Consider the following 24,879-nt stretch of genomic DNA (forward strand, 5'->3'; position numbering starts at 1 on the left):
TTATGTTGCTCGATGACGCTCTGCCTGGCCGATTCTTGACCTTCAAGAGTATGACGGGTGTAGGGCAGCATGACCCACAAGGGAAGAGAGATCGCCATGCTCGAAAGTTGTCAGAATGCTCAGGAACGTTGGGGTGGAGTACATCTGCTTATCGATCGTTGGTTGCAGGAACGTCACGAACTGGTTCGTGCCTATGATGCGCTCGGTGCCAGGCCCGAGGCTCTGGGGGAAAACCGCAAACCTTTGCAGGAATTCTGCGGTGTGCTGGTTGATTACGTGTCCGCCGGGCATTTCGAGATCTACGAACAGCTGACCGGTGAAGCCAAGGCTTTCAATGACAAGCGTGGTCTGGAGCTGGCTGAGACCCTCTACCCGCGCATCGACGTCATCACCGAGAAACTGCTCGCGTTCAACGACCTGTGCGATGCAGGCAAGTGCGTTGCAGAGAAATTCAAGGAGCTGGGTGGTCTGTTGCATGAGCGCTTCGAACTGGAAGATTGCCTGATCGAAGTTCTGCACACCGCTCACAAGGCAGAAGACTCGGTTCAAGCCTGAAGTCTCTCCTCGCAATACCAAAAACGGTGCGCTTTGCGCACCGTTTTTCGTTTCTGCCATTCAGCCAGTGGCACCACGCAGTTCGACTTCGAACACCAGCGGTGTAAACGGCGCGATCAAGTCGCCGGCACCATCGGCGCCATAGGCTTGCGCCGATGGAATCACCAGGCGCCATTTCGCACCGACCGGCATTTGCTGCAGCGCACTGCGCCATCCGCTGATCACGCTATCGAGACTGAACCATTGTGGCTGGCTGTTCTGGTCGAACACCGTGCCGTCGGGAAGGCGACCGATATACAGCACCTGCACCTTGCCGTTGGGCCCGGCCTTGGCGCCAGTGCCTGGCGTCAGTTCTGTCAGCAGTATTCCATCTGCCAGTTCACGAACACCGGGCTTGGCTTTTTCCTCGGCGAGAAAGCGCTGCTCTTTTTCCAGGGCCACTTCGCTTCGGGGCGCAGGCGTTTGCATGGCGACCCGGGCTTCGTGCTCATTCAGGATCTGTTCGATCTGCTCGTCTTTCAAAGCCAGAGGCTTGCCTTGATAGGCTTGCTGCAAACCTTCGACGAGCGCCTGCAGTTGCAGATCGGGGACCTCCTGGCGCAGGCGTTCGCCGAGGCTCGCACCCAGACTGTAAGCCAGATCGTGAGCGTCATTTTCCTGGGTTTTTTCGGCCGCGTGGGCAGTGGAAAAAATCACGCACAGCGATAAAAAAAAGTAGCGCGACATGGGCACCCTCCAACCTGAGATGCGGGCGATTATGCCAGTGCGAATGCATTCAACGGTGAACTGCTTTTACGCAAGAGCAGAACATTTTCGATTCGTTGCAACGCAACGCTCTGGATACTGTCAAGATGCCCTAGCGGCGGTAGCAGCAGAGGTCTAGTATGAGCCGCACCCACGTCAGCCAGGAGGTAAACCATGTCGGCCACCAAGAAGCCTGTAAATACCCCGTTGCACTTACTTCAACAACTCTCGGGCAGCTTGCTCGAGCATCTGGAAACCGCTTGTTCCGAAGCACTGGCTGATGCTGAAAAACTGCTCGCCAAGCTGGAAAAGCAGCGCGGAAAAGCGCAGGAAAAATTGCACAACGCCCGCACCAAATTGCAGGACGCTGCATCGGCCGGCAAGGCCAAGGCACAAGCCAAAGCGAAGGACGCCGTGAAGGAACTCGAGGACCTGCTTGATGCCCTCAAGGAGCGTCAGTCGGACACTCGCGGCTACATCCTGCAACTCAAGCGCGACGCTCAAGAAAGCCTGAAACTGGCCCAGGGCGTTGGTCGCGTTCAAGAGGCTGTCGGCAAGGCATTGTCCCTGCGTGCGGCCAAGTCTGCTGCGGCCCCTGCGAAGAAAGCCGCTGCCAAACCGGTTGCTGCAAAAGCACCGGCCAAGCCTGCCGCCAAACCGGTTGCCAAGGCACCGGTGAAAGCCGCAGCCAAGCCTGCTGCAAAACCTGCGGCGAAAAAAACCGTCGCGGCCAGCGCTGCCAAACCGGCAGCTAAAACAACCGCCGCCAAACCGGCTGCGGCCAAACCGGCTGCTGCAAAAACAGCTGCTGCAAAAACAGCCGTAGCGAAAACTGCTGCAGCGAAACCAGCGGCAAAACCAGCGGCAAAAGCCGCCGCTAAACCTGCAGCCAAAACCGCAGCGGCGAAACCTGCTGCCAAGCCAGCCGCTAAACCTGTCGCAGCTAAACCTGCTGCCAAGCCAGCCGCTAAACCTGTCGCAGCTAAACCCGCTGCCAAGCCAGCGGCAAAACCTGCTGCAAAAACGACGGCTAAACCAGCCGCCAAACCTGCTGCGGCGAAACCTGCCGCTGCCGCCAAACCTGCCACGGCCAGTGCAGCAAAACCCGCCGCAGCAAAACCCGCTGCCAAGCCAGCTGCAGCCAAGCCTGCCGCTAAGCCAGCCGCCAAACCTGCTGCCAAACCAGCCGTGAAAAAACCGGTTGCCGCCAAGCCGGCCGCCGCGCCAGTTGCCAAGCCAGCCGTCCCGGCTGCAGCCGCCACACCTGCTCCGGCAGCCACCCCCTCGACAGTCGCGCCAGCGCCAACGCCGGCCGCTGCTCCGAGCGCAACCACCTCCAGCCCAACCAGCGCTTCCTAAGTGCCGGATACCGCGACGCGCAGCTGATGCAGCGCGTCGCGGTCCAGGTGAGCGGCGCCCGCCGTGACACCTTCGAGCCAGACCGACAGATCGGTCGCTTCTTCCTGCGGCCAACCTTGTGCCGATCGCTCCAGTCGTAGCAACAGATGTCGCTCGGCTTCCAGCTCCAGGGTCTTCACCTGTTCGCGCAGTGCATTCAGTTCAGCATCATTCATGGCGATGGCTTTCCATTGCATGCGTAATGCCCGCAGCGGTTGCACGACATCGCTGTCCCACGGCTCAACCACGCTGCGTAGTTGCTGCAGGCGTTGCCCATTGCAGGCGACCCCGCGCTGTCCCAGCCAGGCCGCGCAGAGCAGCAGGCACACGTTGACACCCGCCGACTGCAATTGCAGGCACGCCTGTTCAACGCCCGGACGGGCATAAGTGCTCAGGGAAAAGCTCCACAGGTCAGAGGACATAGTGCTACTCGCGCCAGTTGCGAGCGAAGCTGGTAGACTCCGCCGCCATTATGATTCGACTTCAGAACCTGACTTTACAGCGTGGCCCGCAACGTCTGCTAGAAGACGCCGAGTTGACGCTGCACGCCGGCCAGAAAGCCGGCCTCATCGGTGCCAACGGCGCCGGCAAATCGAGCCTGTTCGCCTTGCTTCGGGGTGAGCTGCACCCGGACTCGGGTGATTGCTTCCTGCCGGCCGACTGGCGTATCGCCCACATGCGCCAGGAAGTCGATACGCTCGAACGCCTGGCGGTCGACTACGTGCTCGATGGCGACCTGCGCCTGCGTCAGGTGCAACGCGACCTCGCTGCAGCCGAAGCGGCCCATGACGGTGCCGCTCAGGCCCGTCTACACTCGGAACTCGACAGTGCCGACGGCTACACCGCCGATGCCCGTGCCCGCAAGCTGCTGGCGGGCCTTGGATTCACCAACGAGCAAATGGACCGGCAAGTCGGTGATTTCTCCGGTGGCTGGCGGATGCGTCTGAACCTGGCGCAGGCCTTGATGTGCCCCTCGGACCTGTTGCTGCTCGACGAACCGACCAACCACTTGGACCTCGACGCCATCATCTGGCTGGAAGAGTGGCTCAAAAGCTATCCCGGCACCTTGATGCTGATTTCCCACGACCGGGATTTCCTCGATGCCGTGGTCGATCACGTGGCTCACGTCGATCAACGCAAGATCACCCTGTATCGCGGTGGCTACAGCGCCTTCGAACGCGCTCGCGCCGAACGCCTGGCCCAGCAACAACAGGCTTACGAGAAGCAGCAGGCGCAACGTGCGCACATGGAAAGCTACATCGCCCGTTTCAAGGCCCAGGCCACCAAGGCCCGCCAGGCCCAGAGCCGGATCAAGGCGCTGGAACGGATGGAAGAGCTGACCGCGGCCCACGTCGACTCGCCGTTCGACTTCGTCTTCCGCGAATCGCAGAAAATCTCCAGCCCGCTGATCGACCTGTCCGATGCCCGACTGGGTTATGGCGAGAAGGCGGTGCTGGAGAAGGTCAAGCTGCAACTGACGCCTGGCGCACGGATCGGCCTGCTTGGCCCCAATGGCGCCGGCAAATCGACCCTGATCAAGAACCTTGCGGGTGAGCTCACGCCGCTGGCCGGTCGCTTGACCCGTGGCGAGAACACGGTTGTCGGTTACTTCGCCCAGCATCAGTTGGATTCCCTGGACTCGAAGGCCAGCCCGTTGCTGCACTTGCAGCGCCTGGCACCGACCGAGCGCGAGCAGACCCTGCGTGACTTCCTCGGCGGCTTCGACTTCCGTGGTGCGCGGATCGATGAGCCCGTGCTGAATTTCTCCGGTGGCGAGAAGGCGCGTCTGGCGTTGGCGCTGATCGCCTGGGACCGACCGAACCTGTTGCTGCTCGACGAACCAACCAACCACCTGGATCTGGAAATGCGCCTGGCGCTGACCATGGCCCTGCAGGAGTTCAGTGGCGCGGTACTGGTGGTTTCCCACGACCGTCATTTGCTCAAAAGCACCACCGACAATTTCTATCTGGTCGCCGATGGCAAGGTCGAAGAGTTCGACGGTGATCTGGAGGACTACACCCGTTGGCTGGTGGAGTACCGTCAGCGCAATGCCCCGGTCAGCAACACGCCGGTCAATCCGGACAAGACCGACAAGAAAGCCCAGCGTCAGGCTGCGGCGGCGTTGCGTCAGCAACTGGCACCGCACAAGCGCGAGGCCGACAAGCTCGAAGCCGAACTGGGCAAGCTCCACGAGAAACTGGCGAAGATCGATGCCAGTCTCGGTGACAGCGATATCTACGAACCGGCGCGCAAGAACGAATTGCGTGATCTGTTGGCCGAGCAGGCCAAGTTGAAGGTGCGTGAGGCCGAGCTGGAAGAAGCCTGGATGGAAGCCCTGGAACTGTTGGAAAGCATGCAGGCGGAGCTGGAGGCGCTGTCCTGATGGACGCCCTCAAGTTACCGTTGCCGGCAGTGTGGGTCGAGCCGATCTGGCTCGGTGCGCAAATCCTGTTGATCCTGCTGGCCGGTTACTTCACCCAGCGCTTCGTCGCGAAATGCCTGAACCGTCTCGGTGAGCGCTACCCGTTTCCGCCACAATTGCTGATGCCGCTGCGCGGCGGCCTGCGCTGGCTGATCATGGGCAGCGCGCTGATTTTCGTGCTGGAGCGTCTCGGGGTTTCGGCCACGGTGCTCTGGACCGCGCTGTCCGGATTCGTCGCGGTGGCAGCGGTGGCGTTTTTCGCCATGTGGAGCGTGCTCTCCAACCTGCTCTGCGCGATTCTGATCTTCACGGTCGGCCCCTTCCGCCTCGGCGATGTGGTCGAGCTGGTGGACACCACCGACAAGCCCGGGGTCAAAGGCCGGGTAGTAGCGATCAATTTGCTTTACACCACATTGATCGAGGCCGAAGAGCTCGGAACCGGCAGTGCCATGGTGCAAGTGCCCAACAGCCTGTTTTTCCAGCGTTCGGTTCGACGCTGGCGCGGCAGTGATGTCTTTCCTTCGAGCGGTTTCGAAAAGTAGCCGAGACACCGGCCGCGCTGGTCGGCAGTCGTCATGTCCTACAAAAAATCGGTGGTCATCGGGCTAAAGCCGCATTAGCTTAGACGTCTGTTACGAGTCTGAGTCGAGGTGTGCGATGGAGCTTCAAACATGGTTGGCGTTTTTCGCCGCCTGCTGGGTGATCAGCCTGTCTCCTGGTGCGGGCGCCATTGCGTCGATGTCCAGCGGCCTGCAATACGGTTTCTGGCGCGGGTACTGGAATGCCCTTGGCCTGCAATTGGGGCTGGCGCTGCAGATCGCGATTGTCGGCGCCGGTGTGGGCGCGATTCTCACGGCGTCGGCGACCGCGTTCTACGCAATCAAATGGTTCGGTGTGGCGTATCTGGTCTATCTCGCGATCAAACAATGGCGTGCGTTGCCCAGCGACATGAGCGATAACGCCGCCGTGCGCCCGATCGGCAAACCGCTGGTGCTGATATTCCGTGGGTTCCTGGTCAACATCAGCAACCCCAAGGCGTTGGTGTTCATGTTGGCGGTGCTGCCGCAGTTCATCGACCCCCACGCACCGCTGCTGGCGCAGTACCTGATCATTGGTGTAACCATGATCTGCGTCGACCTGATCGTCATGGCCGGTTACACCGGGTTGGCATCCAGGGTGCTGCGAATGTTGCGCACGCCCAAGCAGCAGAAACGCATGAACAGGACCTTTGCCGGCTTGTTCATTGGAGCGGCGGCCTTCATGGCGACCCTGCGCAAAGCCGTCGTTTAACCCCACGCTGACAAAAAAGGCGACCTTTGCAGGTCGCCTTTTTTATTGCCGCAAGGGTGGGATCAACGCGCCCGATTGGCCTGACGACCCATGGCTGCGGGTCGGCGAACGGTCGATGGGGGCGCCGGCTCCTTGTTTCGCTCTGACGCCAGCAGAGCAGACAACACTTGAGTGAAAGTCATTGAGAGTGAACAATATATTACTTCGTATTTCTAATTGAGACTCATTCATGATTGCCCCGTCCCGTTTCCTGGCCTGGCTGTTTGTGCCGTTGCTGGCCTTATGCAGCTCCCATCTGCTGGCCGACACGGTGGAAGGCGCGCCGAAAGCGCTGCACCTGCTCGACTACATCGGTGCGGATTACCCGGCAACGGTGCAGGCAGGCAAGGTCACTGACGAGTCTGAATACCGCGAGCAGCTCGAATTCACCCGGGTGCTGCAAGGGCTGGTCGCCGCCATGCCGGACAAGCCGGAAAAAGCCGGGCTGGAGCAGGGCATCAATGCGCTGCATGCGGCGATCACGGCGTGTCAGGACGGCGCGGATGTCGCCCGTCAGGCCCGGCAACTGGGCGCGAAACTGGCCGTGGCCTACGAGGTCAGCCAGGCCCCTGTCATAACCCCGGACTCAACTCGCGGCGCATCGCTGTACGCGCAGCATTGTTCGGTGTGCCACGGCGATGCGGGTGCTGGCGACGGCCCTGCGGGTGTCGGCCTGACCCCGCCACCGGCCAATCTGCGGGATGCCGCGCGCCTGGATCACCTGAGCCTCTACGGGATCTACAGCACCCTGGGACTTGGCGTCGAAGGCACCGACATGCCGGCCTTCGCCGATCAGCTGGACGATCGTCAGCGCTGGGATCTGGCCACTTACGTCGCCAGTTTCAGTGCCGATCCGGCGGCAGCCAGTAGCGACAAGCTTTACAACATTGCCGATCTGGCCCGTCAGACGCCATCCGAAGTTCAGGTGGCGGAAGGCCCGCAAGCGGCTGCGACCTTCCGTGCCCAGCGGGCGCAACCACCGCAGGTCAAGCGCGGCCCGGCGCAGTTGCTCGACTACACCGCCGCCACGCTGGACAAGAGCATCGCGGCCTATCGCACCGGTGAACACGATCAGGCCTATGACTTGTCGGTTGCGGCGTATCTGGAAGGCTTCGAACTGGTCGAAAGCTCGCTGGATAACGTCGATGCCAACGTGCGCAAAGACACTGAAAAATCGCTGATGGCCTACCGTCAGTCATTGCAGGATGGCTTGCCGTTAGAGCAGGTCGAGCAGCGCCTGGAGGCCGCCAAGGCCAAGTTGAAAGTGTCCGCCGGGTTGTTGGGCAGTGATGGTTTGAGCTGGTCCCTGAGCTTCATCTCTGGTCTGCTGATTCTGTTGCGCGAAGGTCTGGAAGCCATCCTGGTGCTGGCGGCAATCCTCGCCTTCTTGCGTAACACCGGTCAGCAATCGGCGGTGCGCAGCGTCAACGTCGGTTGGGGGCTGGCGCTGCTGGCCGGTCTGGGGACATGGGCGCTGGCGGCGTATGTGATCGATGTCAGCGGCTCCCAGCGGGAACTGTTGGAAGGCGCGACGGCACTGTTTGCCAGCGTCATGGTGCTGTGGCTCGGCGTGTGGATGCACGACCGTCGTCATGCCGCAGCCTGGCAGGATTACATCAAGAGCAGCCTGGTGGGCGGTGGCGGGCGTTTCGGCTTTGCGATCCTGGCGTTTTTCTCGGTTTATCGGGAGCTGTTCGAAGTGATCCTGTTTTACGAAACCCTGTGGCTGCAGGCCGGCCCTGCCGGTCACGATGCGGTACTGGCGGGTGGGGCAACGGCGCTGGTGCTGTTGGTCGGCCTGGCATGGGTCATCCTGCGTGGTTCAGCGAAACTGCCGCTGGCGCTGTTCTTCAGCATCAACGCTGCTCTGCTGTGCGCGCTGTCGGTCGTGTTCGCCGGGCATGGCGTGAAGGCGCTGCAGGAAGCCGGGATCTTCGGTACGCGGCCGGTGCCGTTCTTTGAATTCGACTGGCTGGGAATTCATGCCGATGCGTATTCGCTGAGTGCTCAGGCGGTGGCGATAGTTGCGATTGTTGTGTTGTATGGTCGGAGCTGGATGGCTGAGAAGCGTCGGGTAGCTGTTTCTTAACGCATTCGCTTTGCTCACATTCGCGAGCAGGCTCGTTCCCACAGGATTAGCGCTAACCTTGTGGGAGCGAGCCTGCTCGCGATGCTTTTTTGAAGAGGAAAAACTGATGCGTGTCTGGATCGATGCCGACGCCTGCCCCAGGGCGGCCAAGGACCTGGTGGTGAAGTTCGCCCTCAAGCGCCGCTTCGAAGTGGTGCTGGTGGCCGGGCAGCCGCAGATCAAGCCGGGCCTGGCGCTGGTGAAGCTGATCGTGGTGCCGAGCGGCCCGGACGCGGCCGACGATTACCTGGTTGAGCACGCGGTGCCTGGGGAGTTGGTGATCTGCAGCGATGTGCCGCTGGCCGACCGTCTGGTGAAGAAGGGCGTTGCCGCGCTGGACCCGCGAGGCAAGGAGTTCGATGCGCAGAACATGGGTGATCGGCTGGCAGTGCGTAACCTGTTCACCGATCTGCGAGAGCAGGGGCAGATGGGTGGTGGCCCGGCGCCGTTTGGCGAGCGGGAAAAGCAGGCGTTTGCCAATGCACTGGATCGGATTTTGACCCGGTTATCGCGCAACGCCTGAGCGTGTGCCGCCCTCGCCACAGAAATCAGTCACTGCGATGTGTCAGGCGTCGTTTTCGTGGGTCAGCTCAAGCACTCGGTCGACCAGCTTGTTGATACCGGACGCCGCTTCGCTGATCGACTGCGCCAACATGTACGCCGGAGTGGTCACCAGTTTGCGAGCCTTGTCTTCGACGATTTCGCTGACTGCACATTCCTTGTGGGTTGCGCCCATCTTGTTCAGGGCGGCTGCGGTGTCGGCGTCGTTGCCGATGGTGCAGGTCACGCCCGGCCCATAGATCTTCGCTGCCAGTGCCGGCGAGATGCAGATCAGGCCGACCGGCTTGCCGGCCTCGGCAAAGGCTTCGGTCAAGGCCAGTACGTCTGGTTGCACGGTGCAGCCGGTGCCTTCGACGGCAAAGTTGGAGAGGTTCTTGGCCGAACCGAAACCGCCGGGAACGATCAAGGCATCGAAATCCTCGACGCTGGCTTCGCGGATGTCCTTGACCTCGCCACGGGCGATGCGCGCCGACTCCACCAGCACATTGCGCGACTCGGGCATTTCTTTGCCGGTCAGGTGGTTGATCACATGCAACTGCGCGATGTCCGGGGCAAAACACTGCACCTGGGCGCCGCGCTGGTCCAGGCGCAGCAAGGTAATCACGCTTTCGTAGATCTCTGCGCCGTCGTACACGCCACAACCGGAAAGGATCACTGCAACTTTTTTGCTCATGGGCTTTTCTCCAGATTCATGGCGTTAAATGTCCACTAATTTGTCACTCGTTGCCATAGGGTTAAATCGCGGCTACACATAGCATCTATCCCCAGGATTCCGATCAGGGCGCGTCATGGACTTCATTCTGTATGCGGTGCCGTTTTTCTTTGTGCTGATTGCCTTCGAGCTGTTGGCCGACCGTTGGCGCGGGGTGAGCAACTATCGGGTGGCGGACGCGATCAACAGCATCAGCACCGGTGTGCTGTCGACCACCACCGGCCTGCTGACCAAGGGCGTGGGGCTGGTCACCTATGCCTTTGCCCTCAAGCATCTGGCGCTGTTCGAGCTTTCGGCCGACAGCGTTTGGGTCTGGTTTTTCGCCTTCGTCTTCTACGACTTCTGCTACTACTGGCTGCATCGCATGGGCCACGAACGCAACATTCTCTGGGCCGCGCATTCGGTGCACCACCAGAGCGAGGACTACAACCTCTCCACCGCCCTGCGTCAGACCAGCACCGGATTTCTGCTGAGCTGGATCTTCTACCTGCCAATGGCCGTGGTCGGCGTGCCGCTGCTGGTATTCGTCAGCGTCGCCGCGCTGAACCTGCTGTACCAGTTCTGGGTGCATACCCGGCACATTCCCAAGCTTGGCTGGTTCGAGTGGTTCTTTGTCACGCCGTCCAATCATCGGGCTCACCATGCACAGAACGCTCTCTACATGGATCGTAACTACGGCGGGGTGTTCATTATTTGGGACCGTCTATTCGGCTCGTTCCAGGAAGAAGACGATAACGAACCGGTGATCTTCGGCGTGACCACGCCGCTGGCGAGCTGGAATCCGATATGGGCGAACGTGCAGTTCTATGCGCAGTTGTGGGCGGATGCGCGGCGTGCGCAAAGCACCTGGGACAAGTTGCGGATCTGGTTCATGCGCACCGGTTGGCGGCCGGTGGACGTAGCGGCCAAATACCCGATGAGCAAACCGGACCTGACCCAGTTCCGCAAATTCGAGGTGCCGCTGGACGGGCGTCAGCAGCTCTACGTCTTGCTGCAGTTCTGCGTTTACATCGCGTTGGGCAGTTACTTGATGAATCTGGAGCCGAGCCTGTCGACCGCCGCTCTGGTCTTGGGCTGGAGTGCAATGGCGTTGGGACTGTTCGTGCTGGGCGTGGCCCTGGAGAATCGCCCGTGGGCGTTGAAGCTGGAGTTACTGCGACTGGTGTCGAACGTGCCGCTGGTATGGCTGGCGCCGCTGGTGGGGCTGTGGCCGGCCAGCGCGGTGGGCTGGGTCGGCCTGCTCAGTTACAGCTTGCTCAGCGGCATCGGTCTCTACTGCTGCAGAAACCGCTTCACTCGGCTGGCGTCTTAGGACTTTCGGTTTTGGCCCGCTCGGCCTTCAGGGCTTGCTCGTCGGCATAGATCTGTTTGGCCAGGCGGGCATTCTTGAAGCGTCGGCGCAGCCACAGGATCAGGCCCAGGATGAGCAGGGCGCCCAGCACCCATAGCTCGTATTTCTTGATGCTGCCGAGCATGCCTTCCAGCACCGCGCCGAAGTGATAGGCGGCGGCAGCCAGTGCGGCAGCCCAGATCGCGGCCCCAATGCCGTTGAGCAGCAAGTAGCGGCCCGGTGGGTAGCCCGACAGGCCGATGGCGACGGGCATCACGGTGCGCAACCCATAGACGAAGCGGAAGCTCAGCACCCAGATGTCCGGGTGTTTGCGGATATGTTCCAGCGCCCGGTCACCCATCAGTTGCCAGCGTGGTTTGCGCGCAAGCAACTTGCGCCCGTGCTTTCGTCCCAGGAAGTACCACAGCTGATCGCCGGCATAACTGCCGAAGAACGCCACGACCACCACCAGGTTGATATCCATGTATCCACGGAACGCGAGGAAGCCTGCGAGCACCAGAATGGTTTCGCCTTCGAAGAACGTGCCGAGAAACAGGGCAAAGTAGCCGAAGTCATGCAGAAATTGTTGGAGCATTGTCTGGGTGCTGGCGAAATGAACGCGCAGCCTAACCCTTCGTACACATTCAGGAAAGTGTCCAAATGTGTCTCGACGTGAACATTTCCTACAAGGACAATGGAATGCGGCTACCTGTCGCAGCGTGCACATAACTGTCACACGTTGGTCATAATGGCCGCTTATAACTGTCACGCTCGCCCGTCAGCGCGGGCTCAGGAGTCTGCCGTGAGCTTTACCCCCGCCAACCGTTTGTTCCCTGCAACCCGCCTGCGCCGCAACCGCCGTGATGATTTTTCGCGTCGTCTGGTCCGTGAAAACGTGTTGACCGTCGATGATCTGATCCTGCCGGTGTTCGTGCTGGACGGTGAGAACCGTCGCGAAGCGGTTGCCTCGATGCCGGGCGTCGAACGCCTGACCATCGATCTGTTGCTGGAAGAGGCGGCCAAATGGGTCGAACTGGGGATTCCGGCGCTGGCGCTGTTCCCGGTCACTCCGCCTGAACTCAAGTCGCTGGACGCCGCCGAAGCCTGGAACCCCGAGGGTATTGCCCAGCGTGCCACCCGGGCCTTGCGCGCGCGGTTCCCTGAGCTGGGCGTGATCACCGATGTCGCGCTGGACCCGTTCACTACCCACGGTCAGGACGGCATTCTCGACGAAGAAGGCTATGTGCAAAACGACATCACCGTCGACGCACTGGTCAAGCAGGCCTTGTCCCATGCCGAAGCCGGCGCTCAGGTCGTTGCTCCGTCGGACATGATGGACGGTCGCATCCAGGCTATACGCGAGGCACTGGAACTGGCCGATCACGTCAATGTGCGGATCATGGCCTACTCGGCCAAGTACGCCAGCGCCTATTACGGCCCGTTCCGCGATGCGGTGGGCTCGGCGCTGAACCTGGGCAAGGCCAACAAGGCCTCCTATCAGATGGACCCGGCCAACAGCAACGAAGCCCTGCACGAAGTGGCGGCTGACTTGTCAGAAGGCGCAGACATGGTCATGGTCAAGCCAGGCATGCCCTATCTGGACATCCTCTGCCGGGTCAAAGAAGAATTCAAAGTGCCGACTTTTGTTTATCAGGTCAGCGGCGAGTACGCCATGCACATGGCAGCGATCCAGAATGGCTGGTTGAGCGAAGGGGTGATCCTCGAATCCCTGACCGCCTTTAAACGTGCAGGCGCTGATGGCATCCTGACGTACTTTGCCGTTCGCGCAGCTCAATTGTTACGAGAGCAAAAATAGCCCTCCCAGGAACATTCGATGAATACCGAAGTACTCACTGAAGTTGCCGTAAAAGACGCTCAGCCTGTGGTGGAGCAAATCGACGAAACCCCGCCGGAGCTGGAGCCCGCTCCGCAAGCGGTCGCCGAAACCGCCGCGGCAGCGCCAGCGATTGCGATTCCGGGCCTGGATGACAGCAGCCTGTATATCCACCGCGAGCTGTCGCAACTGCAGTTCAACATCCGCGTACTGGAACAGGCGCTGGATGAGTCCTACCCCTTGCTGGAGCGGTTGAAGTTTCTGCTGATCTTCTCCAGCAACCTGGACGAGTTCTTCGAAATTCGCGTGGCCGGCCTGAAGAAACAGATCACCTTCGCCCGTGAACAGGCCGGTGCCGATGGCCTGCAACCGCACCAGGCCCTGGCCCGCATCAGCGAGCTGGTGCATGGTCACGTTGACCGTCAGTACGCGATTCTCAACGATATCCTGCTGCCGGAGCTGGAAAAGCATCAGGTCCGCTTCATTCGTCGCCGGCACTGGACGACCAAGCTCAAGACCTGGGTTCGTCGTTACTTCCGCGATGAAATCGCCCCGATCATCACCCCGATCGGCCTCGATCCGACGCACCCGTTCCCGTTGCTGGTCAACAAGAGCCTGAACTTCATCGTCGAGCTCGAAGGCATCGACGCCTTCGGTCGCGATTCGGGCCTGGCGATCATTCCGGCCCCGCGCCTGTTGCCACGGATCATCAAGGTGCCGGAAGAAGTCGGCGGCTCCGGCGACAACTATGTGTTCCTGTCATCGATGATCCACGCTCACGCCGATGACCTGTTCCAGGGCATGAAGGTCAAGGGCTGCTATCAGTTCCGCCTGACCCGTAACGCCGACCTGGCGCTGGACTCCGAGGATGTCGAGGACCTGGCCCGCGCGTTGCGCGGTGAACTGTTCTCCCGTCGCTACGGTGACGCGGTGCGTCTGGAAGTGGCTGATACCTGCCCGAAACACCTGTCCGACTACCTGCTCAAGCAATTCAACCTGAGCGAGACCGAGCTGTATCAGGTCAATGGCCCGGTGAACCTGACGCGACTGTTCAGCATTACCGGCCTGGACAGCCAGCGCGAGCTGCAATACGTGCCGTTCACGCCGCAGATCCCCAAACTGCTGCAGAACAGCGAAAACATCTTCAGCGTGATCAGCAAGCAGGACATCCTGTTGCTGCACCCGTTTGAGTCATTCACCCCGGTGGTCGACCTGCTGCGCCAGGCGGCAAAGGACCCGCACGTTCTGGCCGTACGCCAGACCCTGTACCGCTCCGGCGCCAACTCGGAAATCGTCGATGCGCTGGTGGATGCCGCGCGTAACGGCAAGGAAGTCACCGCCGTCATCGAATTGCGCGCGCGGTTCGACGAAGAATCCAACCTGCAACTGGCCAGCCGCCTGCAAGCGGCGGGTGCGGTGGTGATCTATGGCGTGGTCGGCTTCAAGACCCACGCCAAGATGATGCTGATCCTGCGTCGCGAGGCCGGTGAAATCGTGCGTTATGCCCACCTGGGCACCGGTAACTACCACGCCGGCAACGCCCGCCTGTACACCGACTACAGCCTGCTGACCTCCGACGACGCCTTGTGCGAAGACGTCGGCAAGCTGTTCAGCCAGTTGATCGGCATGGGCAAGACGCTGCGCATGAAGAAGTTGCTGCATGCGCCGTTCACCCTGAAGAAGGGCATGCTCGACATGATTGCCCGCGAAACCCAGTTCGCCCTCGACGGCAAACCGGCGCACATCATCGCCAAGTTCAACTCGCTGACCGATCCGAAGATCATCCGCGCGCTGTACAAGGCCAGCCAGTCGGGCGTGCGCATCGATCTGGTGGTGCGTGGCATGTGCTGCCTGCGGCCGGGCATCGCCGGGGTTTCACACAACATCCATGTGCGCTCGATCATCGGTCGCTTCCTCGAGCACACCCGGGTCTTCTACTTCCTCAACGGCGGCGACGAGCAGATGTTCCTGTCCAGTGCCGACTGGATGGAGCGCAACCTCGACAAACGCGTTGAGACTTGCTTCCCGGTCGAGGGCAAGAAGCTGATCATGCGGGTCAAGAAGGAGCTGGAGTTGTATCTCACTGATAACACCCACAGCTGGAGCTTGCAGTCGGACGGCCGTTACATCCGCAATACGCCGACCGGCAACCAGAACCCGCGCAGCGCACAAGCGACGTTGCTGGAGCGCCTGGGCAGCCCGATCCTGACGGTTCGTTAACGCACAAAACCTGTGGGAGCGAGCAAGCTCGCTTGTATGTTTAGACTTGAAGGGGTGGGTTACTTGCTGAATCGCGGGCACAAAAAAGGGCGATCCATTGGATCGCCCTTTTTGCTTTTGCTGGTTTTCAGCGAGCGTTCAGGACGATGTCGACCCGGGTGAGCCATTCCGCTTCGATGGCGAAATCAGCCTGTGTCAGCTGGTTGTCGTCCAGCCAGTTTTCCGGGAATACCACTTCCAGGCTGTTGCCATTGGCATTGAGTTCGACCTGAGGCATGGCTTGAGTGCCGCGGATGTGATGGAACAGGATCGCGAAGCGCAGCAGCACGCACAGGCGAATCAGTTTGATGCCGTCATCGCCGAACTCGGCGAATTTGTCCTTGGGAATATTGCGACGGTGGCCGCGCACCAGCAGTGCGAGCATCAATTGGTCTTCGCGGGAGAACCCGGCCAGGTCCGAGTGTTCGATCAGGTAGGCACCGTGCTTGTGGTACTGGTAGTGGGCGATGTCCAGGCCCACTTCGTGGACCTTGGCGGCCCAGCCGAGCAGTTCACGCCAGACACCGTCCTCCAGATCCCAGTCCTTGGCCACCTGATCGAACGCATGCAGGGCCTTGCGTTCGACCCGCGCCGCCTGTTCAAGGTCAACGTGATAACGCTCCATCAGCGAGGTGAGGGTGCGCTCGCGCACGTCTTCGTGGTGATGGCGGCCCAGCAGGTCGTAGAGCACGCCTTCGCGCAGGGCGCCTTCACAATGGTCCATGCGTTGCAGTTCGAGGGCGTCGAAAATGGCTTCGAGAATCGCCAGGCCGGCCGGGAAAATCGCGCGCCGGTCGGGCTTGATGCCTTCGAAGTCGATTTTCTCGACATCACCGAGCTTGATCAGCTTGCGCTTGAGCCAGGCCAGCCCCTCGGCGTTGACTTCGCCCGCACCATGACCGCCGGCCTTCAATGCCAAACCGATGGCGCGGATGGTTCCCGAGGAGCCGATGGCTTCATCCCAGGTCAGGCGGTGCAGGGCGTGTTCAATGCTCATGATCTCCAGCCGTGCCGCCGTGTACGCCTGGGCGTAGCGGGCCGGGGTGATCTTGCCGTCCTTGAAATAGCGCTGGGTGAAGCTGACGCAGCCCATTTGCAGGCTTTCGCGCAGCAAGGGTTCGAAACGCTGGCCGATGATGAATTCAGTACTGCCGCCACCGATGTCGGCCACCAGGCGCTTGCCCGGGGTGTCGGCGAGGGTGTGGGACACGCCGAGATAGATCAGGCGCGCCTCTTCACGGCCGGAGATGACCTCCACCGGGTGCCCCAGGATTTCTTCGGCGCGACGGATGAATTCGGCGCGGTTGCGGGCTTCGCGCAGGGCATTGGTGCCGACGATGCGCACGGCGCCCGTGGGCATACCGTTGATCAGTTGGGCAAATCGTTTGAGGCAGTCGAGCCCGCGCTGCATGGATTCTTCACTGAGCTGGCGCTCCTCGTCGATGCCGGCGGCCAGCTGAACCTTTTCCCCGAGACGTTCGAGAATGCGGATTTCGCCGTTCTGGGCCTTGGCCACGACCATGTGAAAGCTGTTGGAGCCCAGGTCGATTGCGGCGATCAGGGACAGATTCTTGGCTTGGGATTGCGGCATGGTCAGGGTCTCGGTCGATAACCCAGACATCGTGCCACGATCAAAGGCTGCCGCCAACGCGCAGTGTTCAAAGCCTTGATCCTGCGCAGGTTCTGTGGCGAGGTAGCAAGCTCCCTCGCCACAGAGGATTTAACCGGTTGCTTCTACGGTGCCAATGAAATTCGCCAGCTCCGCCGTCTGTGGATTGGCGAACAGCACTTTCGGATCCCCCACTTCATGCACCTTGCCCAGATGCATGAACACCAACTTGTCCCCAACCTCCCGGGCAAAGCGCATTTCGTGGGTGACCATGATCAGTGTCATGCCTTCCCTGGCCAGTTGCCGGACCACGCTCAACACTTCATTGACCAGCTCCGGGTCCAGTGCCGAGGTGATTTCATCGCACAACAGCACTTTCGGCGACATCGCCAGGGCACGGGCAATCGCCACCCGTTGTTGCTGCCCACCGGACAGTCGATCGGGGAAGGCGTCGAATTTCTCGCCCAGTCCTACGCGCTCCAGCATCTGCCGCGCCAGTTCGGCGGCCTTGGCTTTCGGTACTTTCTGCACCACTTGCGGCGCGAGCATCACGTTCTCGCCCACCGTCAGGTGCGGAAACAGGTTGAACTGCTGGAACACCATGCCGACTTTTTGCCGCAAGCTGCGAAGGTCCGCGCGGGCGGCGTCGAGGTATTCGCCGTCGACTTCGATGACGCCATCGTTGATCGACTCCAGACCGTTGAGGGTGCGCAGCAGGGTCGATTTGCCCGAGCCGCTGCGCCCGATGATTGCCACCACCTGGCCTTCCTCGACACTCAGGTCGATGCCTTTGAGTACATGGTGATCGCCGTAATATTTATGCAGGGCGGAAATTCTAAGCAGAGGCATGCAGTCTCCTTTCCAGGTAGCGCGCACTGAGGGACAAGGGGTAGCAGAGCAAGAAGTAGCCGAGGGCGACGAGGCCGTAGACCATGAAGGGTTCAAATGTCGCGTTGGCGAGCATGCCGCCGGTTTTGGTCAGCTCGGTGAAGCCGATGATCGAGGTCACGGCGGTGCCTTTGACCACCTGCACCGAGAAGCCCACGGTCGGCGCCACGGCGATGCGCAGCGCCTGGGGCAGGATCACATAGCGCAACTGTTCCAGAGGGCTCAGCGCCAGGCTCGACGAGGCTTCCCACTGGCCGTTGGGAATCGAATCGACGCAACCGCGCCAGATCTCTGCCAGGTAAGCGCTGGTGAACAGGGTCAACGCCAGCGCTGCCGCCGCCCACGGCGAAATTTCCACCCCGGCCAACGCCACGCCGAAGAACACCAGAAACAGTTGCATCAACAGCGGCGTGCCCTGGAACAATTCGATGTAGGTGCGGGCGAAGTTGCGTGGCAGGGGATTGTCCGAGATACGCATCACCATGATCAGCAGCCCGATCAAACCGCCACCGATGAACGCCACCAGCGACAGCGCCAGGGTCCATTGCAGGCCCGTGAGCAGGTTGCGCACGATGTCCAGGAAGGTGAAATCGCTCATCGGCTGCTCCTTGCTACGAATCGGTGACCGATCCAGTTGAGCAACTGGCGGATCAACAGGGCCATGCACAGGTAGATCAGCGTGGTCAGGGCGTAGGTTTCAAAGGCGCGGAAGTTGCGCGATTGAATGAAGTTGGCGGCGAAGCTCAGCTCTTCGGTGGCGATCTGCGAACACACGGCAGAGCCGAGCATGACGATGATGATCTGGCTGCTCAGGGCCGGCCAGACCTTGCTCAGCGCCGGCAGCAGCACTACGTGACGGAACGCTTCGAAACGCGTCATCGCCAATGCCGCCGCAGCTTCCAGTTGACCGCGGGGGATCGCCTGGATGCCGGCGCGGATGATCTCGGTGGAGTACGCGCCCAGATTGATCACCATCGCCAGCACGGCGGCCTGCCATTCGGAAATCTGCAGGCCCAGCGAGGGCAGGCCGAAGAAGATGAAAAACAACTGCACCAGGAATGGCGTGTTGCGGATCAACTCGACATAGACGCCGAAGATCCCGGCGAACGGACGGATGTTCCACGCCCGCACCAAGGCTCCCACGATGCCGACACTCACACCGAGCACCGCGCCAATGGCCGTCAGCTCAAGGGTGAACAAGGCCCCGCGCAGCAGCAGATCGGTGTTTTGCACCACCGGCAGGAAATCGAACTGATAAGCCATAAAGGGGCTCCTGCGCGCAGAGTCAGAGGTCGGCCGGCAGCGGTTCTTTGAGCCAGGTCAGGGCGTTCTTCTCCAGAGCGCCGTCGCCCTTGGCGGTGACGAGGATCTGGTTGACCTTGTCCAGCAGCGCCGGCTCGTTCTTGTTGATGCCCACGTAGACCGGCGAATCTTTGAGCTTTACTTTCAGCGTCGGCACGCGTTTCGGGCTCTTCTCGCTGATCGCCACCATCACCACGTTGCCGCTGGCGATCAGGTCGACCTGACCGGCCAGGTAGGCGGCGATGGTCGAGTTGTTGTCTTCGAAACGCTTGATGGTCACGCCTTCGGGGGCGACCTTGGTCAGTTCGATGTCTTCGATGGCGCCACGGGTGACGCTGATGGTTTTGCCCTTGAGGTCATCCAGGCTCTTGACGTTGGCGTCTGGCGGACCGAACACGGCGAGGTAGAACGGCGCGTAGGCACGGGAGAAGTCGATGACTTTTTCACGCTCGGGGTTCTTGCCGAGGCTGGAGATCACCAGATCCACCTTGCCGGTGGTCAGGAACGGAATGCGATTGGTGCTGTTGACCGGCGTCAGCTCAAGTTTGACCTTGAGCTGGTCGGCCAGCAATTTGGCGGTATCGATATCCAGGCCGCGCGGCTTCATGTCCGGGCCGACCGAGCCGAAGGGCGGAAAGTCCTGAGGCACGGCGACTTTAAGGACGCCGCGCTTGAGCACATCCTCCAGGCCGTCGGCGTGGGCGGGTGCCTGGCTCAGCATCAGACTGGCAAACAGGGCAGCGAGGAGGGCGCTGTATCGCTGGATCATGGCAAATCTCCGAATCGGCGAGGAGTAAATTCTGCGATTCGACAGAGCACGGGGCATGCCAACATGGGGTTTCTCGGGTCCAAGGCCGCGGTTTTGCTGGCTTCGCAAGGTCTTACTGGTCTGAACAGTCAGGTGTTGTTTCGCACCTCCATAGCGCACCTGAGAAAATCGCCGAACCCCCATGGGGCACGACTTGCCGGGCGCCGCGAATAGCTTTACAACTAGCCGCTCATTGGCCTGGTTCGTCTGGAAAACCATGAATTCGATCTCCCGCGCCGTACCTGAAGTGGCGCTGCAAGCCATCCGCAAACTGATCACCGAACAGGGTTTCGGTCCGGGCGATGCCTTGCCCTCGCAAAGGGACCTGGCGCTGCAATTGGGGGTCAGTCGAGCGTCGCTGCGCGAGGCGTTGTCATCGCTCAGTGCGCTGGGGGTTATCAGCATCCAGCCCGGTAAAGGCGTGTTCGTGCAGTCGCCCGTGGAGCTGCCGCGAGGCGAGGGCGCACCGGGCTGGCCGTTCGCGGCGCAGGCTTCGCCGCTGGATATCTTTCAATTGCGCTATGCACTGGAAGGTTTTGCGGCGGGGCTCGCCGCCGTGACCTTGAGCACCGATGAGCTTGATGCGCTGGAAGACAATGTCGCCGCCATGCGCGTTGAGCTGAAGTCCGGCTCCTTCGAGGCGGCTGCGCGCCTGGACTTCGACTTCCACCGGCGCATTCTGCTCGCCAGTGGCAACCAGGCGATGCTGAGCATCCTGACCGCCAGCGCCGACATCTTCCTGGAAAGCCAGAAGCTACCGTTCATCCGGGCCGAGCGGGCCATGGAAACCTGGCAGGAGCACCGTAAAATCCTGCGGGCGCTGGCCCGGCGTGCCTCTGGGGCCGCGCAGAAAGCCATGCATGAGCATGTGCGCAATGCCGCCCTGCGCACCGGAATCGCTTTCGTCGCTCCCGCCGCGACCTGACTTGGGCTATACCCAAACTCATGCACCACCATAGCGAGACTCAATCAACTGCGGCTTCCTGAACGTGGGAAGGGCAGCTATGATGGGCCACGTTTTTTTGCTTACAACCCTGGAGAATTCCATGAGCAGCGATCTTATCAAACACGTTAGCGACGCTAGCTTCGAGGCCGACGTACTCAAGGCTGAAGGCGCTGTACTGGTCGATTACTGGGCTGAATGGTGCGGCCCTTGCAAAATGATCGCTCCTGTTCTGGACGAAATTGCCGAGACCTACAAAGGCAAGCTGACCGTTGCCAAACTGAACATCGACGAAAACCAGGAAACCCCGGCCAAGCATGGCGTGCGTGGTATTCCGACCCTGATGCTGTTCAAGAACGGCAACGTTGAAGCGACCAAGGTCGGTGCGCTGTCGAAGTCGCAGCTGGCGGCCTTCCTCGACGCCAACATCTAAGCGTCGTTGTAGCGTGCCATGAAAAAGCCCCGCAAATAGCGGGGCTTTTTCGTTATAAGGGGCTAGACGCTCCGAAACTCAGGTGTTACATTCGGCCCCGCACTGGTTTCTCCAGTGCCCCCTGCTAGCCGTCGCCGACGCTCTCCTTTTCGAATAAGTACGCGATCCTGTCGCCTTCTCCGCGGCGCGGCCTCATTAAGCCAAAAGCTTAATTTCCCCCCTCCATAAATGATTACGTCATTCCTATATGAATCTGACTGAACTCAAGCAAAAGCCGATTACCGAACTGCTCGAATTGGCCGAACAGATGGGCATAGAAAATATGGCCCGTTCGCGCAAGCAGGACGTGATTTTCTCCCTGCTGAAAAAGCACGCGAAAAGCGGCGAGGAAATCTCCGGTGATGGCGTGCTGGAGATTCTCCAGGACGGCTTCGGCTTCCTCCGCTCTGCAGACGCCTCCTATCTCGCCGGCCCTGACGATATCTACGTCTCGCCGAGCCAGATCCGTCGCTTCAACTTGCGCACCGGTGACACCATCGTTGGCAAGATCCGTCCTCCGAAGGAAGGCGAGCGTTATTTCGCGCTGCTCAAGGTCGACACGATCAACTTCGACCGTCCGGAAAACGCGAAAAACAAGATTCTCTTCGAGAACCTGACCCCGCTGTTCCCGACCGTGCGCATGAAGATGGAAGCCGGCAACGGTTCCACCGAAGACTTGACCGGTCGTGTCATCGACCTGTGCGCCCCGATCGGCAAAGGCCAGCGCGGTCTGATCGTTGCACCGCCGAAAGCCGGTAAAACGATCATGCTGCAAAACATCGCGGCCAACATCGCCCGTAACAACCCTGAAGTTCATCTGATCGTGTTGCTGATCGATGAACGTCCGGAAGAAGTAACCGAAATGCAGCGCACCGTGCGCGGCGAAGTGGTTGCCTCGACGTTCGACGAGCCGCCAACCCGCCACGTGCAGGTTGCCGAAATGGTGATCGAGAAGGCCAAGCGCCTGGTCGAACACAAGAAAGACGTGGTGATCCTGCTCGACTCCATCACCCGTCTGGCCCGTGCCTACAACACCGTGATCCCGAGCTCCGGCAAGGTATTGACCGGTGGTGTCGATGCCCACGCCCTGGAGAAACCGAAACGTTTCTTCGGTGCAGCGCGGAACATCGAAGAAGGCGGCTCGCTGACCATCATCGCCACCGCACTGGTTGAAACCGGTTCGAAGATGGACGAAGTGATCTACGAGGAATTCAAAGGCACCGGCAACATGGAACTGCCTCTGGATCGTCGTATCGCTGAAAAACGCGTCTTCCCGGCGATCAACATCAACCGTTCCGGCACCCGCCGCGAAGAGTTGCTGACCGCTGACGACGAGTTGCAGCGCATGTGGATCCTGCGCAAGCTGCTGCATCCGATGGATGAAGTGGCTGCCATCGAGTTCCTGGTCGACAAGCTGAAAACGACCAAGACCAACGATGAGTTCTTCCTGTCGATGAAGCGCAAGTAACAAGAAAGCTGTTTAAAAAGAAGCGCCCCGAAAGGGCGCTTTTTTTGTGCCGGTCTATTTGTATCTGGATTGAAATCTGTGCTGTTGATAACGTGCGCCCTTTCCTTGGACTATGTATCCAAAAATGAGAAAGGGCTTTTATGCACACGTTTGGCAATCGCCGTGATATCGACGGATTACGGGCACTGGCGGTTATTCCCGTCGTACTTTTTCATTTCGGATTCAATACATTCAGTGGCGGCTTTGTCGGCGTCGACGTATTTTTCGTCATTTCCGGCTTCCTGATCACCACCATCCTGTTCCGTGAAATCAGTGCACAGCGTTTCAGCTTCATTGATTTCTGGGCGCGTCGTGCCCGTCGTATCATTCCTGCCCTGACCATGGTCATGTTGGTCACGCTGGCGCTGGGCTGGCTGCTGCTGACGGCCAAGGACTTTTCCGAGCTGGGACGAACAGTGCGCTATCAGTCGCTGTTCATCTCCAACATTCTGTTCATGCGTGAGGACGGCTACTTCCAGCCCGCCTCCGAGCTGAAGCCGCTGCTGCATACCTGGTCGCTGGCCGTGGAAGAGCAGTACTACATTTTCTTCCCGTTGCTGATGGCAGCCCTGATCCGTTATGTCCGCCACTGGCGCTGGATGTTGCTCGCCGTGCTGCTGATCTCGTTCGGCTTGAATATTCATTCCATCGAGCAAAAGCCGGAATTCACGTTCTTTTCGCTGCCGACCCGGGCCTGGGAGTTGCTCTGCGGAGCCATGCTGGCTGTGATGCCGGCGCCCAAGCAGGCGGTGCGTGCGTGGGTGTATCAGGTTGTCGGCCTCGCCGGGCTGGTCGCGGTGCTGGTTGCGGTGTTCACTTTTGACAAATCCACTGTATTTCCGGGCTGGGCCGCCCTGTTGCCGGTGCTGGGCACGACTGCGCTGATCTGGTCAGGTGCGCAAGGCGCGAGCTGGACCGCGCGGTTGTTGAGCCTGCGTGCGCTGGTCTGGGTCGGCCTGCTCTCTTACTCGCTGTATCTGTGGCACTGGCCGGTCTATGTCTATGCCAACGCCATTTCCATCGACGGCATTCAGCCGCTGGAGGCGATCGGCTGGATCGCGCTGTCGCTGGGGCTGGCGTGGTTGAACCTGCGCTATGTCGAGTTGCCGTTCCGGGAGAAGCGTCTGCTCGCCAGTCGTAACGCGGTATTGACCGGGGCTGTTGCTGTCATCGTGGTGCTGGCGACGACGGGGACGGCGATCAATTCAGCTGACGGCCTTCCCCAGCGCTTGACCGGCAAGGCGCGGGAATATGCCCAGGCCCAGGAATGGCGGGCCGGGCAGTTGAATTGCATGCTGGTCACCCAGGACAAGTCGCTGGACAAGGCTTGTCTGGTCGGTGACAACAAGGATATCCCGGCCACACAAATGTTTTGGGGCGACAGCCACGCCGCGGCATTGCTGCCGGCCATCGAACGCAACGCCCGTCGCGAAGGGCGCCCGATCTGGCTGTTCAGCATGAGCGCCTGCTCGCCGGTACTCAGTAATGATCAGCGCCAGCGTTGTATAGACTTCAACGAACAGACCATGGAAAAAGTGCGCAGTCTCGGGATAAAGGATGTGGTGCTGGCGTCCAATTGGAGCCTGAACGTATATGGTCGTGAAGACGGCGACAAAAAAGTATTGCTCAACTCCAATGACAATACCGCTCAGGCCGAGCAACGTATGGCTGCTGCGCTGAAGGCGCGCGTGGCCGCGTTACGAGAGGCAGGGGTGCAAGTCTGGCTGTTCAAGGACGTACCACTGCAAAGCAAAGGCAGTGTCAACCGTCTCACTAGCCTGGCTCGGATCGGGCGTTCGGCCGAGGGGCTCGGTCGTCCGCTCGAAGAACATCTGACACGACAGCATTTCATCAATGCCTTGTTCGATTCCATGAGTGCTGCCGATCCAGGGGTGCACGTGATCGACCCTACGCCAATGATGTGCACCAGTAGAATTTGCAGCATCGAGGTCGACGGCCGCTCGCAATACCGGGACGAGGATCACTTGTCAGATGTGGGAGGCGCCAGGTTGAGTCCGTTGTTTGCGCCGCTGCTGCTGGGTGCGAGCCACAATTGAGCGATGCCGGGCACTGACGGG

The 24,879-nt window shown here is 60.5% G+C and carries 23 protein-coding genes; 14 read left to right on the forward strand and 9 right to left on the reverse strand.

Annotated elements, in window-relative coordinates; all coding sequences use genetic code 11:
- Positions 1-96 precede the first annotated feature (96 nt).
- Positions 97-555: a sigma D regulator gene (rsd, locus tag ACVWYU_RS01795; protein ID WP_090326498.1), complete on the forward strand. Its 459-nt coding sequence runs from the start codon at positions 97-99 to the stop codon at positions 553-555.
- Positions 556-615: 60 nt separating this feature from the next.
- Here rsd and ACVWYU_RS01800 read toward each other — a convergent pair whose 3' ends face one another.
- Positions 616-1,281, reverse strand: a complete 666-nt coding sequence (locus ACVWYU_RS01800; RefSeq protein ID WP_090326496.1) for an FKBP-type peptidyl-prolyl cis-trans isomerase — start codon at positions 1,279-1,281, stop codon at positions 616-618.
- Between the two features lie 192 nt (positions 1,282-1,473).
- Between ACVWYU_RS01800 and ACVWYU_RS01805 the strand changes: the two genes are divergently transcribed.
- On the forward strand, positions 1,474-2,658 hold the full coding sequence (locus tag ACVWYU_RS01805; protein ID WP_457371778.1) for an AlgP family protein: 1,185 nt from the start codon (positions 1,474-1,476) through the stop codon (positions 2,656-2,658).
- Here the strand turns inward: ACVWYU_RS01805 and ACVWYU_RS01810 are convergent.
- Positions 2,655-3,119 carry a TIGR02444 family protein gene (locus tag ACVWYU_RS01810; protein ID WP_247255312.1) on the reverse strand — a complete coding sequence of 155 codons (465 nt, stop codon included), beginning with the start codon at positions 3,117-3,119 and terminating at the stop codon, positions 2,655-2,657. The genes ACVWYU_RS01805 and ACVWYU_RS01810 overlap by 4 nt on opposite strands.
- A gap of 50 nt (positions 3,120-3,169) precedes the next feature.
- Between ACVWYU_RS01810 and ACVWYU_RS01815 the strand changes: the two genes are divergently transcribed.
- The 5 genes from ACVWYU_RS01815 (at position 3,170) to ACVWYU_RS01835 (ending at position 9,099) form a co-directional block, all read left to right on the forward strand.
- Positions 3,170-5,080 carry an ATP-binding cassette domain-containing protein gene (locus ACVWYU_RS01815; RefSeq protein WP_090326489.1) on the forward strand — a complete coding sequence of 637 codons (1,911 nt, stop codon included), beginning with the start codon at positions 3,170-3,172 and terminating at the stop codon, positions 5,078-5,080.
- Positions 5,080-5,661 carry a mechanosensitive ion channel family protein gene (locus tag ACVWYU_RS01820; RefSeq protein WP_090326486.1) on the forward strand — a complete coding sequence of 194 codons (582 nt, stop codon included), beginning with the start codon at positions 5,080-5,082 and terminating at the stop codon, positions 5,659-5,661. Before ACVWYU_RS01815 ends, ACVWYU_RS01820 begins: the two co-directional genes overlap by 1 nt.
- A 115-nt stretch (positions 5,662-5,776) precedes the next feature.
- On the forward strand, positions 5,777-6,409 hold the full coding sequence (rhtB, locus tag ACVWYU_RS01825) for a homoserine/homoserine lactone efflux protein (RefSeq protein WP_247255313.1): 633 nt from the start codon (positions 5,777-5,779) through the stop codon (positions 6,407-6,409).
- Positions 6,410-6,638: 229 nt separating this feature from the next.
- Positions 6,639-8,537 carry an FTR1 family protein gene (locus ACVWYU_RS01830; RefSeq protein ID WP_457371779.1) on the forward strand — a complete coding sequence of 633 codons (1,899 nt, stop codon included), beginning with the start codon at positions 6,639-6,641 and terminating at the stop codon, positions 8,535-8,537.
- Positions 8,538-8,643: 106 nt separating this feature from the next.
- Complete coding sequence (locus ACVWYU_RS01835; protein ID WP_090326478.1) at positions 8,644-9,099, forward strand: YaiI/YqxD family protein; 456 nt, start codon at positions 8,644-8,646, stop codon at positions 9,097-9,099.
- Positions 9,100-9,141: 42 nt separating this feature from the next.
- Here the strand turns inward: ACVWYU_RS01835 and elbB are convergent, their stop codons facing one another.
- Positions 9,142-9,810 (reverse strand): isoprenoid biosynthesis glyoxalase ElbB, encoded by a 669-nt coding sequence (gene elbB / locus ACVWYU_RS01840; protein WP_248914523.1) that lies wholly within the window; start codon positions 9,808-9,810, stop codon positions 9,142-9,144.
- 115 nt (positions 9,811-9,925) lie between these two features.
- Here elbB and ACVWYU_RS01845 point away from each other — a divergent pair, with 115 nt between their 5' ends.
- A complete protein-coding gene (locus ACVWYU_RS01845) occupies positions 9,926-11,161 on the forward strand; it encodes a sterol desaturase family protein (RefSeq protein ID WP_457371780.1) in 1,236 nt (411 codons plus the stop codon).
- Here ACVWYU_RS01845 and ACVWYU_RS01850 read toward each other — a convergent pair.
- Positions 11,142-11,774, reverse strand: a complete 633-nt coding sequence (locus ACVWYU_RS01850; RefSeq protein ID WP_247255316.1) for a DedA family protein — start codon at positions 11,772-11,774, stop codon at positions 11,142-11,144. The two genes, ACVWYU_RS01845 and ACVWYU_RS01850, sit on opposite strands and share 20 nt — an antisense overlap.
- Positions 11,775-11,981: 207 nt before the next feature.
- Between ACVWYU_RS01850 and hemB the strand changes: the two genes are divergently transcribed.
- Both hemB and ppk1 read left to right on the forward strand, forming a co-directional pair.
- Positions 11,982-12,995, forward strand: coding sequence for a porphobilinogen synthase (gene hemB, locus ACVWYU_RS01855; RefSeq protein ID WP_090326469.1), 1,014 nt, complete (start codon positions 11,982-11,984; stop codon positions 12,993-12,995).
- Between the two features lie 18 nt (positions 12,996-13,013).
- Positions 13,014-15,233: a polyphosphate kinase 1 gene (gene ppk1, locus ACVWYU_RS01860; protein ID WP_090326467.1), complete on the forward strand. Its 2,220-nt coding sequence runs from the start codon at positions 13,014-13,016 to the stop codon at positions 15,231-15,233.
- Between the two features lie 127 nt (positions 15,234-15,360).
- Here ppk1 and ppx read toward each other — a convergent pair whose 3' ends face one another.
- The 5 genes from ppx to ACVWYU_RS01885 all read right to left on the reverse strand — a co-directional run bounded on the left by ppx (position 15,361) and on the right by ACVWYU_RS01885 (position 19,840).
- Entirely contained in the window at positions 15,361-16,863 is a 1,503-nt protein-coding gene (gene ppx / locus ACVWYU_RS01865) for an exopolyphosphatase (RefSeq protein WP_090326463.1), read from the reverse strand.
- 129 nt (positions 16,864-16,992) lie between these two features.
- Positions 16,993-17,730, reverse strand: a complete 738-nt coding sequence (locus tag ACVWYU_RS01870) for an amino acid ABC transporter ATP-binding protein (protein ID WP_090326459.1) — start codon at positions 17,728-17,730, stop codon at positions 16,993-16,995.
- Complete coding sequence (locus tag ACVWYU_RS01875) at positions 17,717-18,367, reverse strand: amino acid ABC transporter permease (RefSeq protein ID WP_090326456.1); 651 nt, start codon at positions 18,365-18,367, stop codon at positions 17,717-17,719. Before ACVWYU_RS01875 ends, ACVWYU_RS01870 begins: the two co-directional genes overlap by 14 nt.
- Positions 18,364-19,032 (reverse strand): amino acid ABC transporter permease, encoded by a 669-nt coding sequence (locus tag ACVWYU_RS01880; RefSeq protein ID WP_248914521.1) that lies wholly within the window; start codon positions 19,030-19,032, stop codon positions 18,364-18,366. The genes ACVWYU_RS01875 and ACVWYU_RS01880 overlap by 4 nt, the downstream gene beginning before the upstream one ends.
- A 22-nt stretch (positions 19,033-19,054) precedes the next feature.
- The gene (locus ACVWYU_RS01885) at positions 19,055-19,840 is read right to left on the reverse strand and encodes a transporter substrate-binding domain-containing protein (RefSeq protein WP_457371781.1); all 786 of its coding nucleotides are present in this window, start codon (positions 19,838-19,840) and stop codon (positions 19,055-19,057) included.
- Between the two features lie 256 nt (positions 19,841-20,096).
- On the opposite strand from ACVWYU_RS01885, the gene ACVWYU_RS01890 reads away from it, so the two are divergent.
- The 4 genes from ACVWYU_RS01890 to ACVWYU_RS01905 all read left to right on the forward strand — a co-directional run bounded on the left by ACVWYU_RS01890 (position 20,097) and on the right by ACVWYU_RS01905 (position 24,858).
- A complete protein-coding gene (locus ACVWYU_RS01890; RefSeq protein WP_457371782.1) occupies positions 20,097-20,804 on the forward strand; it encodes a FadR/GntR family transcriptional regulator in 708 nt (235 codons plus the stop codon).
- A gap of 121 nt (positions 20,805-20,925) precedes the next feature.
- Positions 20,926-21,255, forward strand: a complete 330-nt coding sequence (gene trxA / locus ACVWYU_RS01895) for a thioredoxin TrxA (RefSeq protein ID WP_003206727.1) — start codon at positions 20,926-20,928, stop codon at positions 21,253-21,255.
- A 247-nt stretch (positions 21,256-21,502) separates the two neighbouring features.
- Positions 21,503-22,762 carry a transcription termination factor Rho gene (gene rho, locus ACVWYU_RS01900; RefSeq protein ID WP_003206716.1) on the forward strand — a complete coding sequence of 420 codons (1,260 nt, stop codon included), beginning with the start codon at positions 21,503-21,505 and terminating at the stop codon, positions 22,760-22,762.
- Between the two features lie 140 nt (positions 22,763-22,902).
- Positions 22,903-24,858 (forward strand): acyltransferase family protein, encoded by a 1,956-nt coding sequence (locus ACVWYU_RS01905; protein ID WP_457371783.1) that lies wholly within the window; start codon positions 22,903-22,905, stop codon positions 24,856-24,858.
- The last annotated feature ends 21 nt before the right edge of the window (positions 24,859-24,879 follow it).

The sequence above is a fragment of the Pseudomonas sp. TE12234 genome (assembly GCF_054061835.1).

Coding starts and splice junctions, on each gene's coding strand:
- ACVWYU_RS01880 (WP_248914521.1), bottom strand. CDS start 19,032: ATGGCTTATCAGTTCGATTTCCTGCCGGTGGTGCAAAACACCGATCTG.
- ACVWYU_RS01885 (WP_457371781.1), bottom strand. CDS start 19,840: ATGATCCAGCGATACAGCGCCCTCCTCGCTGCCCTGTTTGCCAGTCTG.
- ACVWYU_RS01845 (WP_457371780.1), top strand. CDS start 9,926: ATGGACTTCATTCTGTATGCGGTGCCGTTTTTCTTTGTGCTGATTGCC.
- ACVWYU_RS01830 (WP_457371779.1), top strand. CDS start 6,639: ATGATTGCCCCGTCCCGTTTCCTGGCCTGGCTGTTTGTGCCGTTGCTG.
- ACVWYU_RS01870 (WP_090326459.1), bottom strand. CDS start 17,730: ATGCCTCTGCTTAGAATTTCCGCCCTGCATAAATATTACGGCGATCAC.
- ppk1 (WP_090326467.1), top strand. CDS start 13,014: ATGAATACCGAAGTACTCACTGAAGTTGCCGTAAAAGACGCTCAGCCT.
- elbB (WP_248914523.1), bottom strand. CDS start 9,810: ATGAGCAAAAAAGTTGCAGTGATCCTTTCCGGTTGTGGCGTGTACGAC.
- ACVWYU_RS01850 (WP_247255316.1), bottom strand. CDS start 11,774: ATGCTCCAACAATTTCTGCATGACTTCGGCTACTTTGCCCTGTTTCTC.
- ACVWYU_RS01820 (WP_090326486.1), top strand. CDS start 5,080: ATGGACGCCCTCAAGTTACCGTTGCCGGCAGTGTGGGTCGAGCCGATC.
- ACVWYU_RS01835 (WP_090326478.1), top strand. CDS start 8,644: ATGCGTGTCTGGATCGATGCCGACGCCTGCCCCAGGGCGGCCAAGGAC.
- trxA (WP_003206727.1), top strand. CDS start 20,926: ATGAGCAGCGATCTTATCAAACACGTTAGCGACGCTAGCTTCGAGGCC.
- rhtB (WP_247255313.1), top strand. CDS start 5,777: ATGGAGCTTCAAACATGGTTGGCGTTTTTCGCCGCCTGCTGGGTGATC.
- rho (WP_003206716.1), top strand. CDS start 21,503: ATGAATCTGACTGAACTCAAGCAAAAGCCGATTACCGAACTGCTCGAA.
- ACVWYU_RS01805 (WP_457371778.1), top strand. CDS start 1,474: ATGTCGGCCACCAAGAAGCCTGTAAATACCCCGTTGCACTTACTTCAA.
- ACVWYU_RS01815 (WP_090326489.1), top strand. CDS start 3,170: ATGATTCGACTTCAGAACCTGACTTTACAGCGTGGCCCGCAACGTCTG.
- ppx (WP_090326463.1), bottom strand. CDS start 16,863: ATGCCGCAATCCCAAGCCAAGAATCTGTCCCTGATCGCCGCAATCGAC.
- ACVWYU_RS01810 (WP_247255312.1), bottom strand. CDS start 3,119: ATGTCCTCTGACCTGTGGAGCTTTTCCCTGAGCACTTATGCCCGTCCG.
- ACVWYU_RS01875 (WP_090326456.1), bottom strand. CDS start 18,367: ATGAGCGATTTCACCTTCCTGGACATCGTGCGCAACCTGCTCACGGGC.
- ACVWYU_RS01890 (WP_457371782.1), top strand. CDS start 20,097: ATGAATTCGATCTCCCGCGCCGTACCTGAAGTGGCGCTGCAAGCCATC.
- ACVWYU_RS01800 (WP_090326496.1), bottom strand. CDS start 1,281: ATGTCGCGCTACTTTTTTTTATCGCTGTGCGTGATTTTTTCCACTGCC.
- ACVWYU_RS01905 (WP_457371783.1), top strand. CDS start 22,903: ATGCACACGTTTGGCAATCGCCGTGATATCGACGGATTACGGGCACTG.
- rsd (WP_090326498.1), top strand. CDS start 97: ATGCTCGAAAGTTGTCAGAATGCTCAGGAACGTTGGGGTGGAGTACAT.